General features: G+C 40.6%; 20 protein-coding genes. 15 read left to right on the top strand and 5 right to left on the bottom strand.

Going from position 1 to position 22,019, the window contains the following annotated elements; all coding sequences use genetic code 11:
• From AB1488_03740 to AB1488_03730, 3 genes are all read left to right on the top strand, one after another.
• The coding region (locus AB1488_03740) for a molybdopterin dinucleotide binding domain-containing protein (protein ID MEW6409210.1) at positions 1–245 on the top strand (245 nt) is incomplete at its 5' end.
• The gene (locus AB1488_03735) at positions 238–693 is read left to right on the top strand and encodes a cyclic nucleotide-binding domain-containing protein (GenBank protein MEW6409209.1); all 456 of its coding nucleotides are present in this window, start codon (positions 238–240) and stop codon (positions 691–693) included. The genes AB1488_03740 and AB1488_03735, both read left to right, overlap by 8 nt.
• 114 nt (positions 694–807) lie before the next feature.
• Complete coding sequence (locus tag AB1488_03730; protein ID MEW6409208.1) at positions 808–2,580, top strand: formate--tetrahydrofolate ligase; 1,773 nt, start codon at positions 808–810, stop codon at positions 2,578–2,580.
• Between the two features lie 32 nt (positions 2,581–2,612).
• On the opposite strand, the gene AB1488_03725 is transcribed toward AB1488_03730, so the two are convergent.
• Positions 2,613–4,625: a PBP1A family penicillin-binding protein gene (locus tag AB1488_03725; protein MEW6409207.1), complete on the bottom strand. Its 2,013-nt coding sequence runs from the start codon at positions 4,623–4,625 to the stop codon at positions 2,613–2,615.
• 64 nt (positions 4,626–4,689) lie between these two features.
• On the opposite strand from AB1488_03725, the gene uvrB reads away from it, so the two are divergent.
• The 7 genes from uvrB (at position 4,690) to AB1488_03690 (ending at position 11,649) form a co-directional block, all read left to right on the top strand.
• A complete protein-coding gene (gene uvrB, locus AB1488_03720; protein MEW6409206.1) occupies positions 4,690–6,720 on the top strand; it encodes an excinuclease ABC subunit UvrB in 2,031 nt (676 codons plus the stop codon).
• Entirely contained in the window at positions 6,695–8,572 is a 1,878-nt protein-coding gene (gene uvrC / locus AB1488_03715; protein ID MEW6409205.1) for an excinuclease ABC subunit UvrC, read from the top strand. Before uvrB ends, uvrC begins: the two co-directional genes overlap by 26 nt.
• 79 nt (positions 8,573–8,651) lie before the next feature.
• Entirely contained in the window at positions 8,652–8,924 is a 273-nt protein-coding gene (locus tag AB1488_03710) for a hypothetical protein (protein ID MEW6409204.1), read from the top strand.
• Positions 8,917–9,306 (top strand): type II toxin-antitoxin system VapC family toxin, encoded by a 390-nt coding sequence (locus tag AB1488_03705; GenBank protein MEW6409203.1) that lies wholly within the window; start codon positions 8,917–8,919, stop codon positions 9,304–9,306. Before AB1488_03710 ends, AB1488_03705 begins: the two co-directional genes overlap by 8 nt.
• 149 nt (positions 9,307–9,455) lie before the next feature.
• A complete protein-coding gene (locus tag AB1488_03700) occupies positions 9,456–10,058 on the top strand; it encodes a hypothetical protein (GenBank protein ID MEW6409202.1) in 603 nt (200 codons plus the stop codon).
• Between the two features lie 3 nt (positions 10,059–10,061).
• Positions 10,062–11,120 carry an aminoglycoside phosphotransferase family protein gene (locus AB1488_03695; GenBank protein MEW6409201.1) on the top strand — a complete coding sequence of 353 codons (1,059 nt, stop codon included), beginning with the start codon at positions 10,062–10,064 and terminating at the stop codon, positions 11,118–11,120.
• 1 nt (position 11,121) lies between these two features.
• Complete coding sequence (locus AB1488_03690; GenBank protein ID MEW6409200.1) at positions 11,122–11,649, top strand: adenylyl-sulfate kinase; 528 nt, start codon at positions 11,122–11,124, stop codon at positions 11,647–11,649.
• Here AB1488_03690 and AB1488_03685 read toward each other — a convergent pair.
• From AB1488_03685 to AB1488_03670, 4 genes are all read right to left on the bottom strand, one after another.
• Positions 11,642–12,289 carry an N-glycosylase/DNA lyase gene (locus AB1488_03685; GenBank protein MEW6409199.1) on the bottom strand — a complete coding sequence of 216 codons (648 nt, stop codon included), beginning with the start codon at positions 12,287–12,289 and terminating at the stop codon, positions 11,642–11,644. The genes AB1488_03690 and AB1488_03685 overlap by 8 nt on opposite strands.
• A protein-coding gene (gene prfB, locus AB1488_03680; GenBank protein ID MEW6409198.1) for a peptide chain release factor 2 occupies positions 12,286–13,396 on the bottom strand; the annotation gives its coding sequence in 2 pieces (ribosomal slippage) (positions 12,286–13,329 and positions 13,331–13,396; 1,110 coding nt in all). Before prfB ends, AB1488_03685 begins: the two co-directional genes overlap by 4 nt.
• Positions 13,383–15,008: an apolipoprotein N-acyltransferase gene (gene lnt, locus AB1488_03675; GenBank protein ID MEW6409197.1), complete on the bottom strand. Its 1,626-nt coding sequence runs from the start codon at positions 15,006–15,008 to the stop codon at positions 13,383–13,385. Before lnt ends, prfB begins: the two co-directional genes overlap by 14 nt.
• 120 nt (positions 15,009–15,128) lie before the next feature.
• Positions 15,129–17,567: an ATP-dependent Clp protease ATP-binding subunit gene (locus AB1488_03670; protein MEW6409196.1), complete on the bottom strand. Its 2,439-nt coding sequence runs from the start codon at positions 17,565–17,567 to the stop codon at positions 15,129–15,131.
• Positions 17,568–17,607: 40 nt separating this feature from the next.
• On the opposite strand from AB1488_03670, the gene bioB reads away from it, so the two are divergent.
• The 5 genes from bioB to AB1488_03645 all read left to right on the top strand — a co-directional run.
• Positions 17,608–18,678: a biotin synthase BioB gene (gene bioB, locus AB1488_03665; protein MEW6409195.1), complete on the top strand. Its 1,071-nt coding sequence runs from the start codon at positions 17,608–17,610 to the stop codon at positions 18,676–18,678.
• Positions 18,678–19,679 carry a 6-carboxyhexanoate--CoA ligase gene (locus tag AB1488_03660; protein MEW6409194.1) on the top strand — a complete coding sequence of 334 codons (1,002 nt, stop codon included), beginning with the start codon at positions 18,678–18,680 and terminating at the stop codon, positions 19,677–19,679. Before bioB ends, AB1488_03660 begins: the two co-directional genes overlap by 1 nt.
• Complete coding sequence (locus tag AB1488_03655) at positions 19,639–20,529, top strand: diacylglycerol kinase family protein (protein ID MEW6409193.1); 891 nt, start codon at positions 19,639–19,641, stop codon at positions 20,527–20,529. The genes AB1488_03660 and AB1488_03655 overlap by 41 nt, the downstream gene beginning before the upstream one ends.
• Positions 20,522–21,673 carry an 8-amino-7-oxononanoate synthase gene (gene bioF / locus AB1488_03650; GenBank protein MEW6409192.1) on the top strand — a complete coding sequence of 384 codons (1,152 nt, stop codon included), beginning with the start codon at positions 20,522–20,524 and terminating at the stop codon, positions 21,671–21,673. Before AB1488_03655 ends, bioF begins: the two co-directional genes overlap by 8 nt.
• Positions 21,670–22,019: SDR family NAD(P)-dependent oxidoreductase (locus tag AB1488_03645; protein ID MEW6409191.1), on the top strand; the 350-nt coding region annotated here is incomplete at its 3' end. The genes bioF and AB1488_03645, both read left to right, overlap by 4 nt.

Here is a 22,019-nt window from a genome sequence, read left to right as displayed (position 1 = left end):
ATAAAGTAAGAGTGTCATCTCGAAGGGGAACAATAGAGGTCAGGGCAGCCATTTCAGAGCGTCCATATAAAGGTATGGTCTTTATCCCGTTTCACTTTAAAGAAGCGGCTGCCAATATTTTAACAAATACCGTCCTTGACCCCATCTGTAAAATTCCGGAACTTAAGGTATGTGCAGTGAAGATAGAACCGGTGAAAGTAAAAGTGAAAGTGAAAGAGAAAGAAAAAGGAGGTGGTCATGGTTAAGACAAGTTTATTAAAACAACAGGTTTTGCTCGAAGATTTCGACAGAACAGAGCTTGACAGGATAGCCCAGATTGTTAAAAGAATGTCCTTTAAAAAGGGTGAATTCCTCTTTAAAGAGAAAGAGGACACAAAGGGCATCTACCTCATACATTCTGGGAAGATAGAGATATCAAAAGTGACACCTGACGGCTGGAAACAGACCCTCGCTATTTTAGGCAATGGTCATTTTCTGGGGGAACTATCCATTCTTGAGAGAAGGCGTCATGAAGCTACTGCAGTTGCCATTGAAGATACCGAGGTATTTCTTATTACAAAAGAAGACTTCGAGAAAATGGAAAGAGAAGATGCAGCGCTGGCATCAAAGATTATAAAGAAGATTGCCTTGATTATGAGTAAAAACCTCAGGCGTATGAATGAAAAATTCATTAACGCACTGATAAGCTATTGAAAGAGCTGAAGTTCTGAAGTGCTGAAGTTACGCTAAGGAAAGATTTTTTATTCTTTTTACTTCAGCTCTTTAGCCTTCAGCACTAATTATATCTTTAAAAAAGGAGGATTTACTATGGCACTTGATCCAACCAAATATGCGGATTGGGAAATCGCAGAAGATGCAGAAAAAAGGATGAAAACCTCTCAGCAGTTAGCCGAGGGGTTGGGGATTGAAAGGGATGAGTTATTACCCCACGGTCATTACATTGCAAAGGTTAATTATGCAAAAGTTCTGGAGAGGTTGAAAGATAAACCAGACGGTAAATTTATTGAAGTAACAGCTATAACACCAACTCCTCTTGGAGAAGGTAAATCTACTACCACATTAGGACTCCTTCAGGGAATAGGCAAGCGCGGGAAAAAAGTAACTGCTTGTATACGCCAGCCATCAGGTGGTCCTACAATGAACATCAAAGGGTCTGCAGCAGGTGGAGGACTTTCTCAATGTATACCATTGACAGAATTTTCACTCGGTCTCACAGGGGATATAAATGCTGTTGTGAATGCGCACAATCTTGCTATGGTCGCGCTGACCGCAAGGATGCAGCATGAATTCAACTATACCGATGAGCAACTGGCAAAGAGAAACCTGAAACGTCTTAATATAGACCCTAAGAATGTTGAAATGGGCTGGGTCATGGACTTTTGCGCCCAGGCACTTCGTAATATCATCATCGGAATAGGTGGAAAGATGGATGGTTTTTTGATGCCATCTAAATTCGGCATAGCTGTCTCTTCAGAAGTAATGGCTATACTGTCCATCTTCAGTGATCTTGCAGACTTGAGGAAGAGGATAGGTGGTATTGTTGTTGCATACGATAGACAGGGGAGTCCGATTACTACTGAGGACCTCGAGGTTGCAGGTGCTATGACTGCGTGGATGCGGGAAGCTATAAATCCCAACATGTTACAGTCTATTGAGGGCCAACCATGCTTTGTTCATGCAGGTCCATTTGCAAATATTGCTGTGGGACAGTCATCCGTTGTTGCTGATAAGATGTGTCTTAAACTGGCAGACTATCATATCACCGAATCCGGTTTTGGAGCCGACATCGGCTTTGAGAAGTTCTGGAATGTTAAGTGTCGCTATTCAGGGAACATTCCTAATGTTTCAGTTATCACGGCTACTATAAGAGCATTAAAACATCATGGAGTCAATGTAGGTGCGCCGCCTGTGGTACCTGGAAGACCAATTCCAAAGGAGTATTTCGTAGAAAACCTTGCATGGCTGGAAGACGGAATGGCAAATGTAATACATCACATAAATATTATTAAGAAAGCAGGCATAAACCCTGTCGTCTGCATAAATAGATTCCACACGGATACAGAAGAAGAGATTAAATTGACAAGACGTATGTGTGAAGAAGCGGGGGCCAGAGTTGCAGTATCTGAACACTGGCAATATGGGGGTGAAGGTGCACTTGAACTTGCTGATGCTGTTTTAGATGCATGTAATGATAAGGTCAACTTTAAATTCCTTTATGATATGGATACACCCCTGCGTAAACGGGTCGAACTCATTGCAAAAGAGGTCTATGGTGCCAATGGGGTGAGCTATTCCGCAGAGGCAGTGGCAAAGGCTGAGCGGTTCGAAAAGGATACAAAGTTTAAAGACTATACCACAATGATGGTAAAGACCCATCTTTCTCTTTCTCACGACCCGACACTTAAAGGTGTGCCCAATGGCTGGACACTTCATATCCGTGATTTTCTCACTTACGGTGGTGCCAGGTTTATCTGCCCAGTAGCAGGAAATATAAGCCTAATGCCTGGAACATCGTCTGATCCTGCCTTCCGCCGTGTTGATGTGGATGTAAATACAGGGAAAGTAAAAGGATTATTCTGAGAATACCCCCTCTCAACTCCCCTGAATCAAGTTCAGGGCTCTCCCCTTGTGGGAGAGGATGGTGAGGGGGGAAGGGAAATACGCTTTACATCCTGTGGTGTTGTATCTATAAATTTTGGCTCTGTGCCTTTCAAAAATGCTTCGATTATTGTGTTTTTATCCTTGATATCTGAAGGTCTGCCCGTTTTTTTATCTACCGGAATAAATACAATATCAGGAGGTGCTTTAAAATCCTCATATGGCAAATGCTTCAATATCTTTTTCATAAAATATAACCATATAGGAAGGGCAGCTCTCGCACCTGTCTCTTTTTCGCCTATTTTTCTATGGTCATCAAATCCTACCCAGACACCTGCAACGAGATTTGGTGTATATCCTATGAACCATGCATCGTTATATTCATTGGTAGTGCCTGTCTTACCTGCAACCAGACGTCCGAGTTCCTTTGCCCTCCAGCCTGTTCCATGTTCCACGACTCCTCTGAGAAGATTTGTAATAAGGTATGCTGTCTCTGGAATTATTACATCTTGAGGGTGAGTGGCACTATTTTCTATCAATCTATCCTTTCTGTCAGTAATCTTTGTTATTGCCTCCGGATCGTTCCTTATGCCTATATTTGCAAATACACCGAATGCAGAGGTTAGCTCCATGAGTGTTAAATCAGATGAGCCAAGTGCAAGAGAGGGATATGGGTGAAGTTCACTTTTTATTCCAAGTCTCTTTGCGTAATCAATCACTGTTGTTATTCCTACCTTGCTGGCAAGTTTTATCGCTATAATATTTATAGATTCTGCCAATGCCTTGCGAAGCGTAACCGGTCCCTGAAATTCCTCAGAAAAGTTCTTTGGACTCCATATCTCACCAGGTTTACCACCAGGATACTCTATCGGTTCATCTATCAGTATATCAGATGCTGTAAAGCCACCATCCAGAGCAGTTACAAAGACAAAAGGTTTAAAGGCAGAACCAGCCTGGCGCATTGCCTGATATGTCCTGTTAAACTGGGTTTTATAAAAATCTGTGCCTCCTACCATTGCCTTAATATGTCCGTTTTTAGGGTCGATAGCAATAAGTGCACCCTGTATTTCTGCATCCTTCCATTTTATTCTCTGTGATATTTCCTTAAGTCCTTTTCTAACCGCTTCTTCCGCTGCCTCCTGCATCTCCAAATTGAGTGTTGTATATATGTTTAGCCCTCCTGTACGAAGGCTATAACCAAAAGTCTCCTCAAGTTTCTGTCTTACATATTCAACAAAGTAAGGTGCTTTATTTATCCCATATGGTGATGTTTTTGTCTTTATAGGTTCAGCATCTATCTCTTTAGCCTGAGCCATTGTTATATAATTTTCTTCTACCATCCTCCTAAGCACATGATTCCGTCTTACTTTAGCCTTCTCAGGATTTTTAATTGGAGAATAGATATTTGGTGCTTTTGGAAGCCCGGCAAGTGTAGCAGCTTCTGTAAAGGTAAGCTCTGAAGCAGATTTTCCAAAATATGTCTGAGATGCTGTCTCTACACCATAAGCACCACTGCCAAAATAGACATTGTTAAGATAAAGTTCGAGGATCTCATCTTTCGTATACCTCTTCTCGATTTGAAGCGATAGAATTGCCTCTTTTATCTTTCGTGAGATAGTCTTTTCGGGTTTAAGGAAAAGTCTTCGCGCAAGCTGCTGGGTAATGGTGCTACCACCCTCAACGATCCGCCTCTCTCTGATGTCAACAAGAATGGCTCTGATGATGCCAAATAAATCTATGCCTGAATGTGAATAGAATCTGGAATCCTCCACAGCGATTATAGCATCCTTTACATATTTTGGGATTTTAGAAAGTGGTATGACGGTTCTTCGCTCGATATAAAACTCTGCCACGAGCCTTCCATCATCTGAATATAACTTGGAACTTTCAAACGGACGATATTCTTCGAGCATCCTTATATTCGGAAGGTCACTAAGCTGTGTATAGAGAACACCGAACATTATACCAATAAGGATTGATGTGACAACAATAAATGTCCAGAATATACGCCTCAGTTGCAGTTCCATATCAAAATTTTAACACACAGATAGCCAAATTGACAAAGGTATTCTCCTTCTGTAGAATGTAGCTATGGGAAGGTTTAGATTATATTCAGAATATACGCCGAAGGGTGACCAGCCGCAAGCTATAGAGAAACTGGTTGATGGTATAAAAAAAGGACTGAAGCACCAGGTCCTTCTTGGCGTTACAGGTTCTGGTAAGACCTTCACAATAGCAAATGTGATTGAAAAGGTTCAGAAACCCACTCTGGTGATTGCCCATAACAAGACGCTTGCAGCACAGTTATTCAATGAGTTTAGGAGATTTTTCCCTGAGAATGCAGTTGAATATTTTGTCAGTTATTATGACTATTATCAACCAGAGGCATATATTCCTCAAACAGATACATATATAGAAAAAGACGCACTCATCAACGATGAGATAGACAGATTGAGACATTCTGCAACAATGGCACTTTTTGAGAGGAACGATGTGATTATCGTAGCCTCTGTCTCATGCATATATGGGCTTGGCTCTCCAGAGGCATATCACGGTATGCTTCTTTATCTTCAGCCCGGGATGAATATAGACAGGGATGATATACTCAGAAAACTTGTGGAGATACAGTATGAACGAAATAATGTTGAATTCTACAGAGGAACATTTCGTGTGAGAGGTGAAGTAATAGAGATATTTCCATCATATTCTGAGACAGATGCAGTAAGGGTAGAGATGTTTGGTGATTACATAGAATCAATAAAGAGGATAGACCCGCTTACAGGAGAGGGCTACGAAGAGCTGCCCAAGTTAGCTGTATATCCGAGCAGTCACTATGTAACGCCGAGAGAAAGGATGGAGATGGCGATTGAGACTATTGAGATAGAACTTGAGGAAAGGATAAGATTTTTTAGAGAACAGGGAAGACTCCTTGAGGCACAGAGGATTGAGCAGCGGACAAGGTTCGACCTCGAGATGCTCAGAGAATTCGGCTATTGTCATGGTATAGAAAATTACTCAAGACACCTTACAGGAAGAATGCATGGAGAGCCCCCTCCTACCCTGATAGATTATTTTCCAGAGGGCTCATTATTCATAATAGATGAATCTCATGCTACCATACCACAATTAAGAGGGATGTATGAAGGTGACCATTCAAGGAAATTAACCCTCGTTGAATATGGATTCAGACTTCCTTCAGCCCTCGATAATCGTCCACTTACATTTAAAGAATTTGAATCGTATGTTTCACAGACCATATATGTATCTGCGACACCAGGACCATACGAATTAAAGAAAGCTGAGGGAAAGGTGGTTGAGCAGATTGTGAGACCAACCGGTCTTACGGACCCAAAGATTACCGTGAGACCTGTGAAAGGACAGGTAGATGATCTTCTTTATGAAATAAACCTAAGGTCTGAGAAAAATGAAAGGGTATTAGTGACTACTCTTACAAAGAGGATGGCCGAAGATCTTACAGACTACTATCGAGAACTCGGGATAAGGGTGAAGTATCTCCATTCAGATGTTGATACACTTGATAGGGTTGAGATCATCAGAGATTTAAGGCTCGGAAAATTTGACTGTCTTATAGGTATAAATCTGCTTAGAGAAGGACTTGATATACCAGAGGTCTCACTTGTGGCAATTCTTGATGCAGATAAAGAGGGTTTTCTCCGTTCAGAAAGGTCACTTATACAGACCGCAGGAAGGGCTGCACGGAATATAAATGGTGAGGTAATAATGTATGCAGGGACATTAACAAGATCTATGGATATAGCAATCAAAGAGACTGAAAGGAGGAGAAGGCTTCAGGAAGAATATAACCACAGAAATAATATAACACCTGAGTCTATAAAGAAAGGTATACATGAAGTTCTTCGCTCGGTATACGAGGCTGATTATGTTACAGTCCCGGTTGTTTCTGAAAGGATAGAAAGATATAAATCCCAGGAAGAACTGAGATTGATGATAAAACAGATTGAGAAAGAGATGAGAGAGGCAGCCAAAAACCTCGAATTTGAACGTGCCGCAGAACTCAGAGATAAGATTAAGAAACTTAAAGAAACAGAATTGGAAATCGGAATAAGTAATAAGGATGTTGTCAGTAGATATTCAAAATAAATTGAAGGTATTGCCTGATAGTCCCGGCGTCTATCTGATGAAGGACAGGAATGGAAGGGTGTTGTATGTTGGTAAGGCAAAATCACTTAGAGAAAGGGTAAGAGCCTATTTTTCTGATTCCTCAGATTTAGATTCTCGTAAGAGGTCAATGGTCAAAGATGTAGTCGATATTGAATATATCGTCACGATAACTGATATGGAGGCATTACTCCTTGAGGCAAATTTAATAAAAAAGCATAAGCCGAGGTTTAATGTAGTTTTGAGAGATGATAAGAACTATCCATATCTGAGACTTTCTCCGAAGGAAAAATGGCCAAGGATTCAGGTTGTAAGAAAGGTAAAGAATGATGGTGCGATGTATTTTGGTCCCTATGTGCCATCGGGTCCTATGTGGGAGACACTCTCATTTATCAGGAAGACATTTCCGCTCAGAACCTGTAATCTCAAGTTTGATAAGATTAATCGCCCATGTCTTGAGAGCCAGATAGGAAGGTGTATAGCTCCATGTTCTGGAGTTGTATCCACGGAGCAGTATGATGAGATAGCAAATGAGGTGAAACTCTTTTTGCAGGGAAGAAATACAGATCTGATTGATAAACTGAAGATAAGGATGTATAAAGCCGCTGAAGATATGCATTTTGAAGAGGCGGCATCTATCAGGAATAAGATAAAGGCTATCGAGCGAATAATCGAAAAACAGAGGATTATAGAACCGTCTCTTGAAGACATTGATGTAATTGGCTTTGCAAGAGAGGGCGTTGTTGGTATAGCGACTGTTCTTTTTATCAGAAATGGAATGCTACTCGGTAAGAAAGACCTTTTTCTTGATAACCTTGAAGGCGTAGAAGATACCGATGCACTGGTTACATTGATAGAACAATTCTATAGCGGAGAAAAACTTATACCTCATGAGATAATCATTCCCGCAGACATACCTGATAGGCACAGGATTGAGGGATGGCTATCTTTAAAAAGAAGGGGGAGTGTAGAGGTACTGATACCGAAAAGAGGGAAAAGATACGAGATACAGAGAATGGCAGATGAGAATGCAAGGGCTTTATTGAGGGATTACTTACTCTCGAGAAAAGGCAGCGAGGTAGTTCTTCAAGAACTTATGAAGGAACTTGAACTCAAACGGCTACCAATAAGAATAGAGGCATTTGATATCTCAAATATTCATGGAGAGGAAGCAGTTGGATCCATGGTTGTATGGGAAAGCAATTCCCCGAAGAGGTCGGGATACAGACACTTTAAGATAAGGACAGTTGATGGTGCTGATGACTTTGCGATGATGTATGAGGTTGTCAACAGGAGATACAGGAGGTTGCTTGAGGAAGATAACAATCTACCCGACCTCATTATAGTGGATGGAGGTAAAGGACAGCTCAACGCAGCGATAAGTGCTCTTGCAGAGCTTGGACTGTCAACGAAGGATATGGATATTATAGGATTGGCGAAGGAAAAGATAGTCGAGGGTCGAGAGTCGAGGGTCGAGAGAAGAAAGTCGAGAGAAGAAAGTCGAGAGAAGAAATTTGAGAGGGTTTATCTTCCTGGTAAAAGTGACCCTATCGTCTTAACTCCTACCTCTGCCGTAACTCACCTCCTTCAGCGAATAAGGGACGAAGCCCACAGATTTGCAATAAGTCATCACAGGAAGCTCAGAAAGAAGAAGGCCGTGTTATCAATACTTGATGGTATCAGAGGGGTAGGTAAGACAAGGAAGGTAGCATTGCTAAGGCATTTTGGTGATATCAAAAGGCTAAGAAAGGCATCGCTTGATGAGATAGCATCTGTCAAAGGCATGACAAAAAAATCCGCAGAGGCGGTATATAATTCACTGAAGGAGATGTGAGGAGAATTTTAGAGTTGACAAATAATCAGAGATATGGTTAACTTATAATATAACTTTATAATTAACAAGGAGATTAAATATGAGTGTAAGAACAAAGGCACATGTAATTATAGAAAAGGATATTGTAAAAGAGATAGACAGGCTTGTAGGCAAGAAAAAAAGAAGTAGTTTTGTTTCTGAGGCAACAAAAAAAGAGTTAAAGAGGTTAAAACAGTTTTCTCTGATTAAGAGATTTAAAGGAGCATGGAGAGATGAAGACCATCCTGAGATGACAGGCAGGGATGGAACTTATAAATGGGTAAGAAAACTGAGGAGTGAAGACGAAAAGGTATTGAGGAAAAAACTTGCCTGATTACCTTCTTGATACTACTGCAATTATTGACTATCTCAGAGATAAAAGTGGTGTCCCTGAACTTTTAGAGAGGTTCAGCAGGGAGGGTGGACTTTTATGTTGCTCACCTGTAAGCATAGTAGAGGTGTATACAGGAATGAAGGATAAGGAAAAGGCAGATACAGATGAATTTCTGAATAGTCTTGAATGCTACGAGATAGACAGAGAAATTGCAAAACTTGCAGGTGAACTCAAGAGGGAATATTCAAAAAAGGGCATAACCATCAGCACTCCTGATGTTCTTATTTCCGCAATAGCTATTAAAAGAAATCTCATACTCGTAACAAACAATGTAAGACATTTTCCTGTAGAAGGTTTGATGATATACAGTTATGAAAGATAATAGTTGACATCACCATACCTCCTTGTAAGTCTGATGTCATAATAATACCAGAAAATTCATAGAAAGAAAAATAAGAATTTTTGCTTCCAACTTGCTCTACATTGGAGTATAGTAATTCAGAAACAAAATTCGTCATAAGGCGAAAGTTGATGTATAATAGATACAGAGGCGTAACCAAGAAGGTCTACGACCCGTATGGAGGAGCCGTGTTTAAGAGTATTATATCGAAGATTATCTTTATAGTGGCTATCGTCTTGCTTTTCCCTACGTTCTCAGATGCAGGTTATATCATCTATCTCAAGAACGGCAGGCAGATAACTGTTAACAGTTACTGGGTTGAAGGTAATGAAATCAAATATTCTGTCTTCGGTGGTGTGATGGGTATAAACAAGGGGGAGGTATTATCTATAAAGGAGATGGTTACGAGTCCATATGTAATTGAGAAGACATCTCTTGGAGTATCACCTCCTACCCCTTTATCCACAAAACCTGAAGATCAAGGTAAAGTCGCAGAGCTTGAGGAAAAATTAAAAGAGATAGATAAAAAGATAGAAGAAAAGAAAAAGGTGGTTGTTGAGTTTGAAAAAGAGCTCGCCAGACCAAAATATACAAGAATGATTCGGAAGGAGCGCGAACTTAAGGGAGAAAAAGATAGGATTTCAAAAGAGATAACAGAGCTTGAATCAGAAAAGGAGAAGTTGTTAAAGGAACTTAACACATTAAAGAGTCCAGTAAAAGGAGAGGGGAAATAACTTATGATATTCAAAGAAAAAGAGATCAGGGAATACCTTAACAGGCTTTATAATGAACCTGTTATTTTTGAGGCTGTCGAGGACATAGGGAGAGGTGCTCATGGAAAAGGCTACAGGATTGTCTTTACTGTTGGAGGTAAGCAGAAACGACTTGTCCTGAAAGGTCTTGAGGGAGACAGAGGACTTGGCCATGATTATCCATCGGACAGGGCAGCAGTATTCATCCTTGCAAAGGAAAGTTATAAATTCCTTCCAAAGCATGTCGGTGCTATAGATGTGGGTATCATCAGAAAGGATGGTACCATTGGTTCTATGGGTGATTTTGAAGACTTCTTCCTTCTGATGGATGAGGCAGAGGGTTCAGATTACTTTGGAGACCTCAGACTTATGAAGGATAAAGAAATTCTCGATGAACTTGATAGAAAAAGGATAATGGCAATGGTGCGGTATCTTGCAGAGATACATTCAGTCAAGAAGGACTCTGCAGACCTTTACTGGAGAAAACTGCGCGATACAATCGGACACGGTGAGTGTCTTATGGGTGTGCTGGATACTTACAGGGATGTAAAATTTACAGATCTTTCAGAGATGGCAGAGATAGAGAAGAAATGCGTTGAGTGGAGAAAGAGACTGAAGCCATTTTATAGCAGGTGCTGTCAGATACATGGAGATTTTCATCCAGGGAATATACTATTTAAAGAAGGAGATAACTTCATTCTCCTTGATAGAAGCCGTGGTATGTTTGGGGAACCTGCTGATGATGTTACAGCCTTGACAATAAATTACATATTCATGTCTGTGATGGCGCATGGTGAGCTGAGGGCACCATACGATGAGGCATTAGAACTCTTCTATGACGAGTATGTTTATCTCACAGGTGATAAGGATATATTCTATGTGGTTGCTCCATTTTATGCATTCCGAGGGGTTGTTATAGCTAACCCATTGTTCTATCCCGATGTGAGCAATGAGAACAGGAAAAAGATATTTAATTTTATTCATGGTGTGCTGGATACAGATAGATTTGATTTGAAAGATATAAATAGATATCTCCGATTGTGATATGGGTGGGTTTGCTGTCTGGATAACCGGTATACCCGGAAGTGGTAAGACTGCCATTGCAAAGGTATTAAGCGAGAAAGTTCCAGGCCTATTTCACCTTCAGCTTGACAGGATGCGTAAGATGGTAACCCCTGAGCCTGCATATTCTGATGCTGAGAGAGAAATGGTTTACAGATGCCTCATAAATCATGCAGTGGTACTTACTGAGCTCGGACACAATGTAGTGATAGATGCAACTGGGCATAGAAGGTTGTGGAGGGATATAGCGAGGGAAAAGATACGAAGATTTGTTGAGATTTATCTTAGGTGTCCTGTTGATGTGTGCATCGAACGGGAACAGAGACGGCTGGATGATGTAACACCAAAAGATGTTTATAAAAAAGCAAGAAGTGGTGAGCCTGTTCCTGGAATTAATGTTCCATATGAAGAGCCTTTAAACCCAGAAATTATAATAGATTCAGATACAATTTCTGTAGAGGAGGCAGCAGAAAAGATAAGGCAGTGGATATCAGAGAAGTGGGTTACTTAAGTATTTTCCCCGTTTTCCTGCTCCAGAGAAGGAGATCAAGTTCATCCACATCTATTCCTATGTGGTTAGCAAATCTATGCATCTTCTCTTCGATTACTAAATACCGTTTTCTGGCATTAGAAGACTCAATCCCATTAATTACTCCAAATTCATTAAGTGTTCTGAGGATGTGTTTGTCAAGTATGGCGTATCCTTTAAATCCGATATTCCTGAGGAAATGACTTGCCTCCTTATATCCAATGCCTTTTATACCTTTGTTCGAGGCGAAATAATCTCTCCTTTCATGAAATTCTGTCATAGATTTAATCTTCTCTTTAAGTCTTAGACCTATAGATTCTTCTAAATACTCCCTTGTAGAAACGATATAAGATGCCCTTATTCTCCAGTACCTGTGTCTTCCGCATAATAGATTCTGAACATCTTTAATTGTTCCTGTGAAGATAGAATCTCCCATGCCCTCTATGCAATTTATTCCCATCTGGGCACTGGCATTTGCGGTAAGGATACAAAAACATAGTTCTCTGAATATCTCCCTGTCTCCTTTACGCCATGTATCTTCAAACTCCTCCAGTCTTGATCTGATAGCGTCTCTTTTTTGAAGGTATTCTTCTAAAAGTCCATCTAACTTTTGACTTCTCACTTTTCACTCTTCACTGTCTTTAGAAGGTGTGACTCTATAAATTGGTCTATCTCTCCATTTAATACGGCATCAACATTCCCTACTTCGACACCTGTCCTGTGGTCTTTAACCATCTGGTAAGGCTGCATGATGTATGACCTTATCTGACTTCCCCATGCAATCTCTTTCTTTTCGCTGAGCATCTGTTCAAGTTCCTTTTCTTTTTCTTTCTTCTGGAATTCGTAGACCCTTGATTTAAGAACTCTCAAAGCCGTTGCCTTATTTTTGTGCTGTGAACGTTCATTCTGACATTGAACGGTTATACCCGTGGGGATATGTGTAATCCTCACTGCTGAAGATGTTTTATTTACATGCTGCCCACCAGCACCACTTGCGCGGAATGTCTCTATCCGCAGGTCATCATCCCTGAGGTCTACCTTTATATCTTCCTCTATCTCTGGATATACAAACACAGAGGTGAACGATGTATGTCTCCTTTTGTTCGCATCAAAAGGTGATATTCTGACAAGGCGGTGTATCCCTGCTTCAGCCTTCAGATAACCATATGCATATTTTCCTGTGACGGTGAATGTTACACTCTTTATTCCAGCTTCTTCTCCTGAAAGTAAATCAATTATCTCTGTTTTGAAACCATGCATTTCTGCCCATTTGAGATACATCCTGAGAAGCATCTCTGCCCAATCCTGTGATTCCGTTCCTCCCGCACCAGGATGTATTGTAACGATGGCATTATTAATGTCTCTCTTTTCTGATAACAATGTTTCTATCCTCAATGACTCAATTTCGCTCTTTACAATATCAATTGTCCTTGCTATTTCTGAACCGAATGGATCACCCTCCTCTTCCCTTGATAGGGCTATCATAACCTCTAAGTCATTCAATTTTGTTTCAGAATCGTGGAGTCTTTTAAGAAGGGATTCTAAATCAGATTTCTCTTTGAGGGTTGTCTGTGTTTTCTGAATATCTGTCCAGAAATCAGGTGATTCAATTAATTGCCTTAATTCATTCAGTCTTCTTTCTTTACCCGCTACATCAAAGATAGCCTCTTAGTAGATTAAAATTCTCTTTGAGTTCTGTTAGTTCCTTTACTCTTTCATCTAATACCATGTGCCTTCTCCCTCCAGAGTATGTTGTTTATTATAAGTGTAACTGTAACAACAATACATATATAAGCAAAAACATCGCCATATCTTGTGTAAAATGATTTTCTTTTGCTCAATTTAATAGTATCAGTAAATACACCATCTTTAAAAATCTCACTACTCTGTATGATCCTTCCCCTCACATCTATAAATCCTGAAATTCCTGTGTTTGCGACTCTTATAACCGGGACCCTGTTTTCAACCGCCCTGAATATAGCCTTTGAGAAGTGCTGGTATGGTGCTGATGACCGTCCAAACCAGGCATCATTTGTTATCGTCACTAAAAAGTCTGCCCCTCTATTTACAAATTTCCTTGTAAGTCCAGGAAAGATAATCTCAAAACATATCTGTGTGCTAAACTTCCCTTTTGGCATTTCGAATACTGTATATTCATTGCCGGCGACAAAATCCCCCATACTTTCTACTATCCTATGTAGAAATGGGAATAGCCACTTAAGCGGAACATACTCTCCAAATGGTACAAGATGTATTTTATCATAACTGCCAATAGATTTGCCATCGGGTGAAAGCAGATATGCGGTGTTTGTGAGAAAATATTCTTTTCCTGTGAATATCTTTATACGAGGTGAACCAAAAAACAGGTAGGTATTTAATTCTTTAACAAAGGATACAAGCTCCTCAGAGTATTCCTTATCGGTTCCAAAATAGAAGGGTGTTGCTGTCTCAGGCCATATAATAAGATCAGTGTCTTGTGAGACCGTAGATTTAGTAAGTGCAATATACTTCTCTAATACTGCCTTCCTGTATTCTTTATCCCATTTTATACCCTGTTCTATGTTCCCCTGTATCAATGCAACTCTTAACTCCTCTGTAGTCTTATATTCATGGTGTAGTCTTATATATCCATAAATCAGCACAGTCAAGATGACTATCCCTGCATATCCGGCAGCCAAGATAAGCGGCAAATACGGATTAAACGGGATTTCTCTCTTCTTTATTTGGAAAACGATAAAATCAGCAATTAGACAATTTACAAGAACAATTATAAATGAGACTCCATAAATACCTGTGATATCTGCTATCTGTATAAATATAAGGCTTTTATACTGAGAGTAGCCAAGGGCTACCCATGGAAAACCTGATAAAAGATATGTGCGTATGAGTTCGAGTGATGTCCATATAAAAGGGGCGGTAAATGTAACAGGTAGTTTTATCTTTCTATGCAGAGCACTTATAGTGAAGCTGAAAAGACCAACATAAATCGCAAGGTAGAAAACCAGTAATCCGGTAATGGCGATACTTGGTATTAATGGCACACCTCCATAATTGTTAATCGGGTTTGTAATCCAGTAGACCGTGCCACCAAAGTATACGATCCCAGCTATCCACCCTGAAAGAAATGTTTTATTTATCTCTTTGCTTATGAGATTTGATACAATCAGAGGAACAAGAGCTATCCATGCGAGAGGTGAAATGTCAAATCTCGGGAATATGAAGATTAAACATATTCCAGTAAAAACTGCTGTGATATAAGATTTGGTTATGTTAAAGACATTTTTAATGAAGAGAAATCTCTCTTGAGAGGCAAGATGCATGGATTGATGATCGCGAAACATTGGTTTTTACCCCGCACCCAGAAAGCCCCGCCTTTTAGGCGGGGTAAAAAATATAGCAAGGGTGGGGTTTAAAGCCCCACCCGCGCAGTCCTCGCACCCCGCGAAAGTGGGGTGCGGGGTTTACTTTTTGCTCAGCACCAGATCTTCTACCTCGTGAAATACAGGTTTATCATCTTCGATACCAACAGCTATCTTTTTTGATTCCTTGAATCTGCCTCGCAATATCTCTTCTGAAAGTGCATCTTCAATAGATTTCTGAATCGCTCTTCTCATAGGTCTTGCACCATATGCTGGTTGATAATATTCCTTAAGGAGCCACTCCTTTACGTCAGCTAAGACTTCGATCTCTAACCCCTGTTCCCTCAATTGCATATTCACTTCTTTAATCAGAAGGTCAATTATACTGAGAAGATGTTCTTTGTTTAATTGATGGAAAACTATTATATCATCAATCCTGTTAAGGAATTCAGGGTTAAAGGTCTTTTTGAGTTCGCTCAAAACAGTATCCTTCATCTTCTTTGCTGAATCGTCACTGTCTTCTTTCTGAAATCCAAGAGGTGTCGCCTTTTCTATTGTCCTGGCACCGAGATTGGAGGTCATAATTATAACGGTATTTTTAAAATCTACCTTTCTTCCGAAACTATCAGTAAGAACACCATCATCAAGTATCTGCAGGAGTATGTTGAACACATCATGGTGCGCCTTTTCTATTTCATCAAGTAACACCACAGAGTAAGGTCTTCTTCTCACCTTTTCTGTTAATTGTCCTCCCTCTTCGTATCCTACATAACCTGGAGGTGCACCCGTGAGACGGGATGTAGTAAAACGCTCCATATACTCTGACATGTCTAATTTGATAAGTGCCTTTTCATCATCGAAGAGGAATTCGGCTAATGCCCGTGCAAGTTCAGTCTTTCCTACGCCTGTAGGACCAAGAAAGATAAATGAGCCTATAGGTTTTCTTCTACTCTTGAGCCCTGCCCTTGAGCGTCTTATTGCACTTGCAATAGCCTTTATTGCCTCGTCCTGCCCGACAATTCGTTTATGGAGTTCTTCTTCCATCCTGAGGAGTTTATCAGACTCTTTTTCTTCGAGTTTATATAATGGTATTCCTGTGATCCTTGATACGACAAATGCGACATCTTCTTCGGTTATGACAGATATCTCTTTCTCCAGAGAGTTTTTCCACCCTTCCTGCATATCCATAAAAAGGCGTTTGAGTCTCTCTTCTTCTGTCCTTAAAGTAGCAGCCTTTTCGAAATCGTGTAATTTGATATAAAGGTTTTTCTCGCGAGAAACCTTTTTTAATTCCTTTTCTATTTCCTTTAACTCTGAGGGTAGCGTATATCTTCTCAGTTTTGCCCGTGACCCTGCTTCATCTATGACATCAATCGCCTTATCAGGAAGAAATCTATCTGTGATATATCTCTCCGATAATCTTACTGCAGCTACAATTGCGACATCCAATATTCTAACCCTATGGTGTTCCTCATATCTTGGCTTCAACCCTTTTATAATCTTTATTGTTTCCTCTATTGTGGGAGGTTGAACATATATTGGCTGAAACCTTCTTTCAAGTGCACCATCTTTTTCTATATGTTTTCTGTATTCGTCAGATGTAGTAGCACCTATACACTGTATCTCTCCCCTTGAAAGAGCAGGTTTTAACATGCTTGATGCATCGATAGATCCCTCTGCTGCCCCGGCACCTACAAGCGTATGAAGTTCATCTATGAAAAGAATTACATTCTCTGATTGTATGATTTCCTTCATTACAATCTTGAGCCGTTCTTCAAACTGTCCTCTGTATTTGGTTCCAGCAATAAGTGCTCCGAGATCAAGAGAAACAAGTCGCCTGTTGTATAGATTTTCGGGGACATCATTGTTTACTATCTTCTGTGCAAGTCCTTCTACAATTGCAGTTTTTCCAACACCTGGTTCACCGATAAGGGCGGGGTTATTTTTTGTTCTTCTACAAAGTATTTGAAGCACCCTCTCGATCTCTCTATCCCTGCCGATTACGGGGTCTAACTTTCCTTCTCTTGCAAGTTTTGTGAGGTCTCTTCCAAATTCATCTAATGCTGGTGTTGATGTTTTCTTTTCCTTTCCTCCTTGAATCTGCCCTCGCAAGGAATAGTTTATCGTTAATTGTCGCGCCCCGAGTAGATTTACCCCCATGCTTCTTAATATCTTTCCTCCGATTCCCTCGTCTTCTCTTATAAGACCGAGCAGGAGATGTTCACTTCCTATATAATTATGACCTAAGAGTTTAGCCTCTTCCACGGCGAGTTCGAGAACCTTCTTTGCCCGTGGTGTAAAAGGTATTTCTCCAAAGGTGAGTATGTTAGATCCACCTGGAAGATTTCTTTCAACCTCTAACCGTATCTCCTCTATTGAGAGTCCTATTTTCCTCAGGACAGATACAGGTATTCCATCTTCCTCTCTGAGGAGTGCTAAAAGGACATGTTCTGTGCCAAGATAATCGTTCTGATGTTTTTCGGCCTCTTCCCTTGCAAGGATTATTATTTTCCTTCCTCTTTCTGTAAAACGCTCAAACATCGCAATCCTTTCAATTAAATAATACCTGTTTTAAAAATTGATGTCAAGGATTTTTGGGGAGGACATTGTTGTTGACAATGAGAAGAAAGGTTGTATAATTTTGGTCATTGTGATGACGAAGGCGATAGATGAGATTACTCAGAAGGTCATAAATGGCATGGAGGTATGCAGAGAGGATATTTCTCTAATATCAGGTGTAGATGAATATACCGAACTAGTGTATCTATTTGCATCTGCAAACAGGATACGTTCTATATTCAGGGATGACATTATTGATATATGCTCTATAATAAATGCAAGATCCGGAAACTGTGGCGAAGATTGTGGATTTTGTGCCCAGTCTGCACATCATCATGCAAAGATAGAGACCTATCCACTCGTATCTGTAGAAAGAATTCTTAAGATAGCAGAGTGTGCAAGGGATAACGGTGCAAACCGTTTTTGTATCGTAACGAGCGGAAGAAAAGTAAAAAAAGGTGCTGAACTTGAGACGATATGCAATGCAATTTACCGCATAAAGAATGAGATTGGGCTTTCCACCTGTGCTACACTTGGTATGCTCGGGCGGGATGAGATTCTGCTGTTAAAGGAATCAGGACTCCATCGTTTTCACCACAACCTTGAAACATCGAGAAGATTTTTTCCAGAGATATGTTCTACTCATACATTTGATGATAAACTTTCTACCATCATTACCGCAAAGGAGGCAGGTCTTTCGATCTGCTGTGGTGGTATATTTGGTATGGGTGAGACATGGGATGACAGGATAGACCTTGCATATACAATAAAAAGCCTTGGTGTTGATTCTATCCCGATTAATTTTCTTACCCCTATAGATGGTACACCACTCAGCCGTCAACCCCTGCTAAATCCCTTTGAGGCACTAAAGATTATTTCAATATTCAGGTTTGTGATGCCTGATAAAGAGATAAGGGTCTGCGGTGGAAGAATTCATGTAATCAAAGGATTACAGCCACTCGTATTGCTGGCAGGGGCAGATGGTCTCCTGACAGGTAATTACCTGACTACTCTCGGAAGGATGCCAGAAGAGGATTTAGAGATGATAAATGACCTGGGGTTAAGGATTAAGGGGCAAGTGGTAAGAGAATAATGACTCAAAACTCAAAACTCCCCGGCATCGCTCCCTGGCCTCGCTCCGCGAAGCAGGGCAGGCCGCGAAGCGGGGCGGGCAAAACTCCCCGGCATCGCTCCCTGGCCTCGCTCCGCGAAGCAGGGCAGGCCGCGAAGCGGGGCGGGCAAATCTCAAATCTGTACAGTATCCGCATGAGGGCAAGTAGGGATAAAAAGCATATCTCAGGTGCTGAAAGGATGGTCACCTTTGGCGAAATATCCCTTATTTCACAGGAACTGATAGAGAGGGCATTAAACCATGAGATAGATATTCCTAATGAAATTATCCTTACCGTAGAATCTATAAATAATCCTGTAATAGAGACAACAGCCCTTGATATTTCAACAATACTTACAGATGGTATTGATGACAGCAGGAAGAAGGCATCTGAACTCTTGAAAGAGATCGGAGTGTCTGAGAAGGCAATCGAGGTTGCATTCAATTCAATCTTCTCTGGTGCAGCGCCTGATTATAGTAATATGAGAGGAGCAATGGTTATTGATACCTCTACTTGTGAAAGACTTGAGTTAGACCCTTACAGGGGTATAAGGGCGAGCAGGATGGATATAAGAAGAGAAATAAAAGACTTATTCAAAGAGAAGTTAAAAGGGATTCTATCTGGTGTCCCTAACAGAGTTATCGAAGCAGTTGTTCTTGCTACCAAGGTTTCAAATGCGCCATCATATCTGGCAGAATTATGTATATCAGATAATCCTAATTATACCACAGGATATGTGGCAAGCAGGAAGTCAGGCTATGTGCGTCTCCCCAGCCTTAAAGAAAAAGGAGATACAAAAGGTGGGAGGGCATTCTTTATTGATGGAAATGGATTTGACTTGAGTTCCTTTATTGATTATATTGAGAAAAAGCCTGTCCTTCTAACGGCGATAGGCAGACTCTATGCCCCATGTTCGATGGAAGAGTTCTGGAAAATGCTAAATGAAAAAAATAATACTTATAGCAAATCCTGCTGCAGGTAGTGAACGGAGAGATAAAATAGATAAAGTCGTAAAGATACTGGGTGAAAGGTCTCCTCTCAAAATTTTTCTTACAGGTAAAAAGGGGGATGCAGAAGAATCAGCCCGTTCACTGAATGTAAATGACGCGGATATTGTTGTGGTAGCAGGAGGAGATGGTACTATTAATGAGGTGATAAATGGACTCCTTGGTAACCCCGCTATCAGAATCCCTGTAGGTATTATACCACTCGGTATATCCAATGTCCTAGCTCACGAACTCGGAATTCCAGCTGGCATCGAGGAGTCATGCGATATTATATTTAATGGAATAACACGTAAGATAAATCTTGGCATTGTTAATGGAAGATATTTTTCCCTTATGGTTGGTGTAGGGTTTGATGCTGCTGTGGTTCATGCACTTAATCCCAGATTCAAAGCGATATTTGGCAAACTTGCATATATATTGACAGGATTCAGGATACTTCCATGGTATATCCCTGAAGAGATAACTGTTAAAACAGATACAGCTGAGATCATTCGTGGGTATCATGTCATAATCAGTAATAGCAGGTTATACGGCGGAAACTTTATAGTAACACCAGAAGCAGGGATATATAAGACAGGGTTGGATATATGTATCTTTCAGGGCAGAAGGAGAATAGATATCCTCAGACATGTTATCGGCATAGTTACAAATCGCCATTTAAGGTTTAAGGATACCGTCTATAGAAAGGCTGAGACTGTAGATATAACATCAAATGGTAGTATTATCTCACAATTGGATGGTGACGCCTTTTCAGGGGTACCACTGAAGATTATCTCTTGTAAAGATGCGATAGAATTTATCGTCCCATATAACAAAAATGTTTGAAGACGAACTTGATAAACTCGAAAGACTCAATCTTCTTCGTTCCCTTAAAATAATAGATACCGCTCAGTCCAGCAGGGTAACCATAAATGGTAGAGAGGTAATACTCCTTTCGTCAAATAATTATCTCGGTCTCGCAAATCATCCAAAATTAAAGAAGGCTGCTATAGAGGCAGTTAAAGAATATGGTGTTGGCTCTGGTGCATCCCGCCTTATATCGGGTAATATGAGACTTCATGAAGAACTGGAGGAACGGATTGCAAGATTCAAGAAGACAGAGTCAGCACTGATATTTAACTCTGGCTATACTGCAAACACAGGCATTATCCCAGCAATAGTGGGAGAAGGTGATGTAATCTTTAGCGATGAGCTGAATCATGCGAGTATAATAGATGGATGTAGACTCAGCAAAGCAGAGATAAAGGTATATCCACATAAAGATGTCAATTTCCTTGAAGATATCCTTAAAAAGGAGAATAGAACAAATAAAAGGCTCATAATTACGGATAGTGTATTCAGCATGGATGGAGATATAGCTCCACTGTTAGAGTTATACAGGATTGCAGAAAGATACTCAGCGATGCTTATGGTAGATGAGGCACATGCAACAGGTGTTCTTGGAGATAGTGGGAGGGGTGCTGTAGAATATTTGGGGCTGGAGGGAAAGAGGATAATCCAGATGGGAACACTCAGTAAGGCATTGGGGTGTTTCGGTGGATATATTGCGGGAGAAAAGAATCTTATCAGGTATCTCGTCAACAGAGCACGGAGCTTTATCTATACCACATCGCTTCCGCCATCGGTTGTGGCATCTGCAATCGCAGCGTTCGATGTTATAGAAGAAGACCCATCAATCATCAGGAGGTTATGGAGGAATAGAAGGTTATATGTAGAAGGTTTGAAGAACTTAGATATGGATATCGGTGAGACGGAGACACCGATAGTCCCGATAATGGTTAGCAAACCTGATGAAGCAGTAGTTTTTGCAGAATCACTTTTTGAAAGAGGTATATATGCACCTGCGATTAGACCTCCAACCGTTCCATCAGGAAAGAGCCGTATAAGGACGACTATCACAGCAGAACACACAGAGGAAGACATAAAAGAGGCATTGAGTATTATTGAAGAAGTAATTAAAGGAATATGATATTATTTCAAAACCCACTTTTTCGCTCTTCTGATGAAATCTTTGACCAGACTACTGCTCGCTCCATTACAACTTCGAAAACTCGCCCTTCGGGCTCGGACAATCGAAGTTGCGGACATTTCGCTTCGCAGAGTCTGGTAACCCAAAGATTTCATATATCGCTCAAAAGGGGTTTTGAAAAATCTCATACAATACGACCAGTTGTTATAGTTACAGGTGCCTCGAGGGGGTTGGGCAGGACGATTGCATTAGCCTTCGGAAAAAGAAAATACAGGATTGTTGTTAATTACCATTTATCTGATAAGGATGCACAGGAGGTAGTGAGCAAAATAATTTCTTCAGGTGG

Source organism: Nitrospirota bacterium (assembly GCA_040756155.1).
GTDB lineage: Bacteria > Nitrospirota > Thermodesulfovibrionia > JACRGW01 > JBFLZU01 > JBFLZU01.
This window is presented reverse-complemented; position numbering and strand designations above follow the sequence as displayed.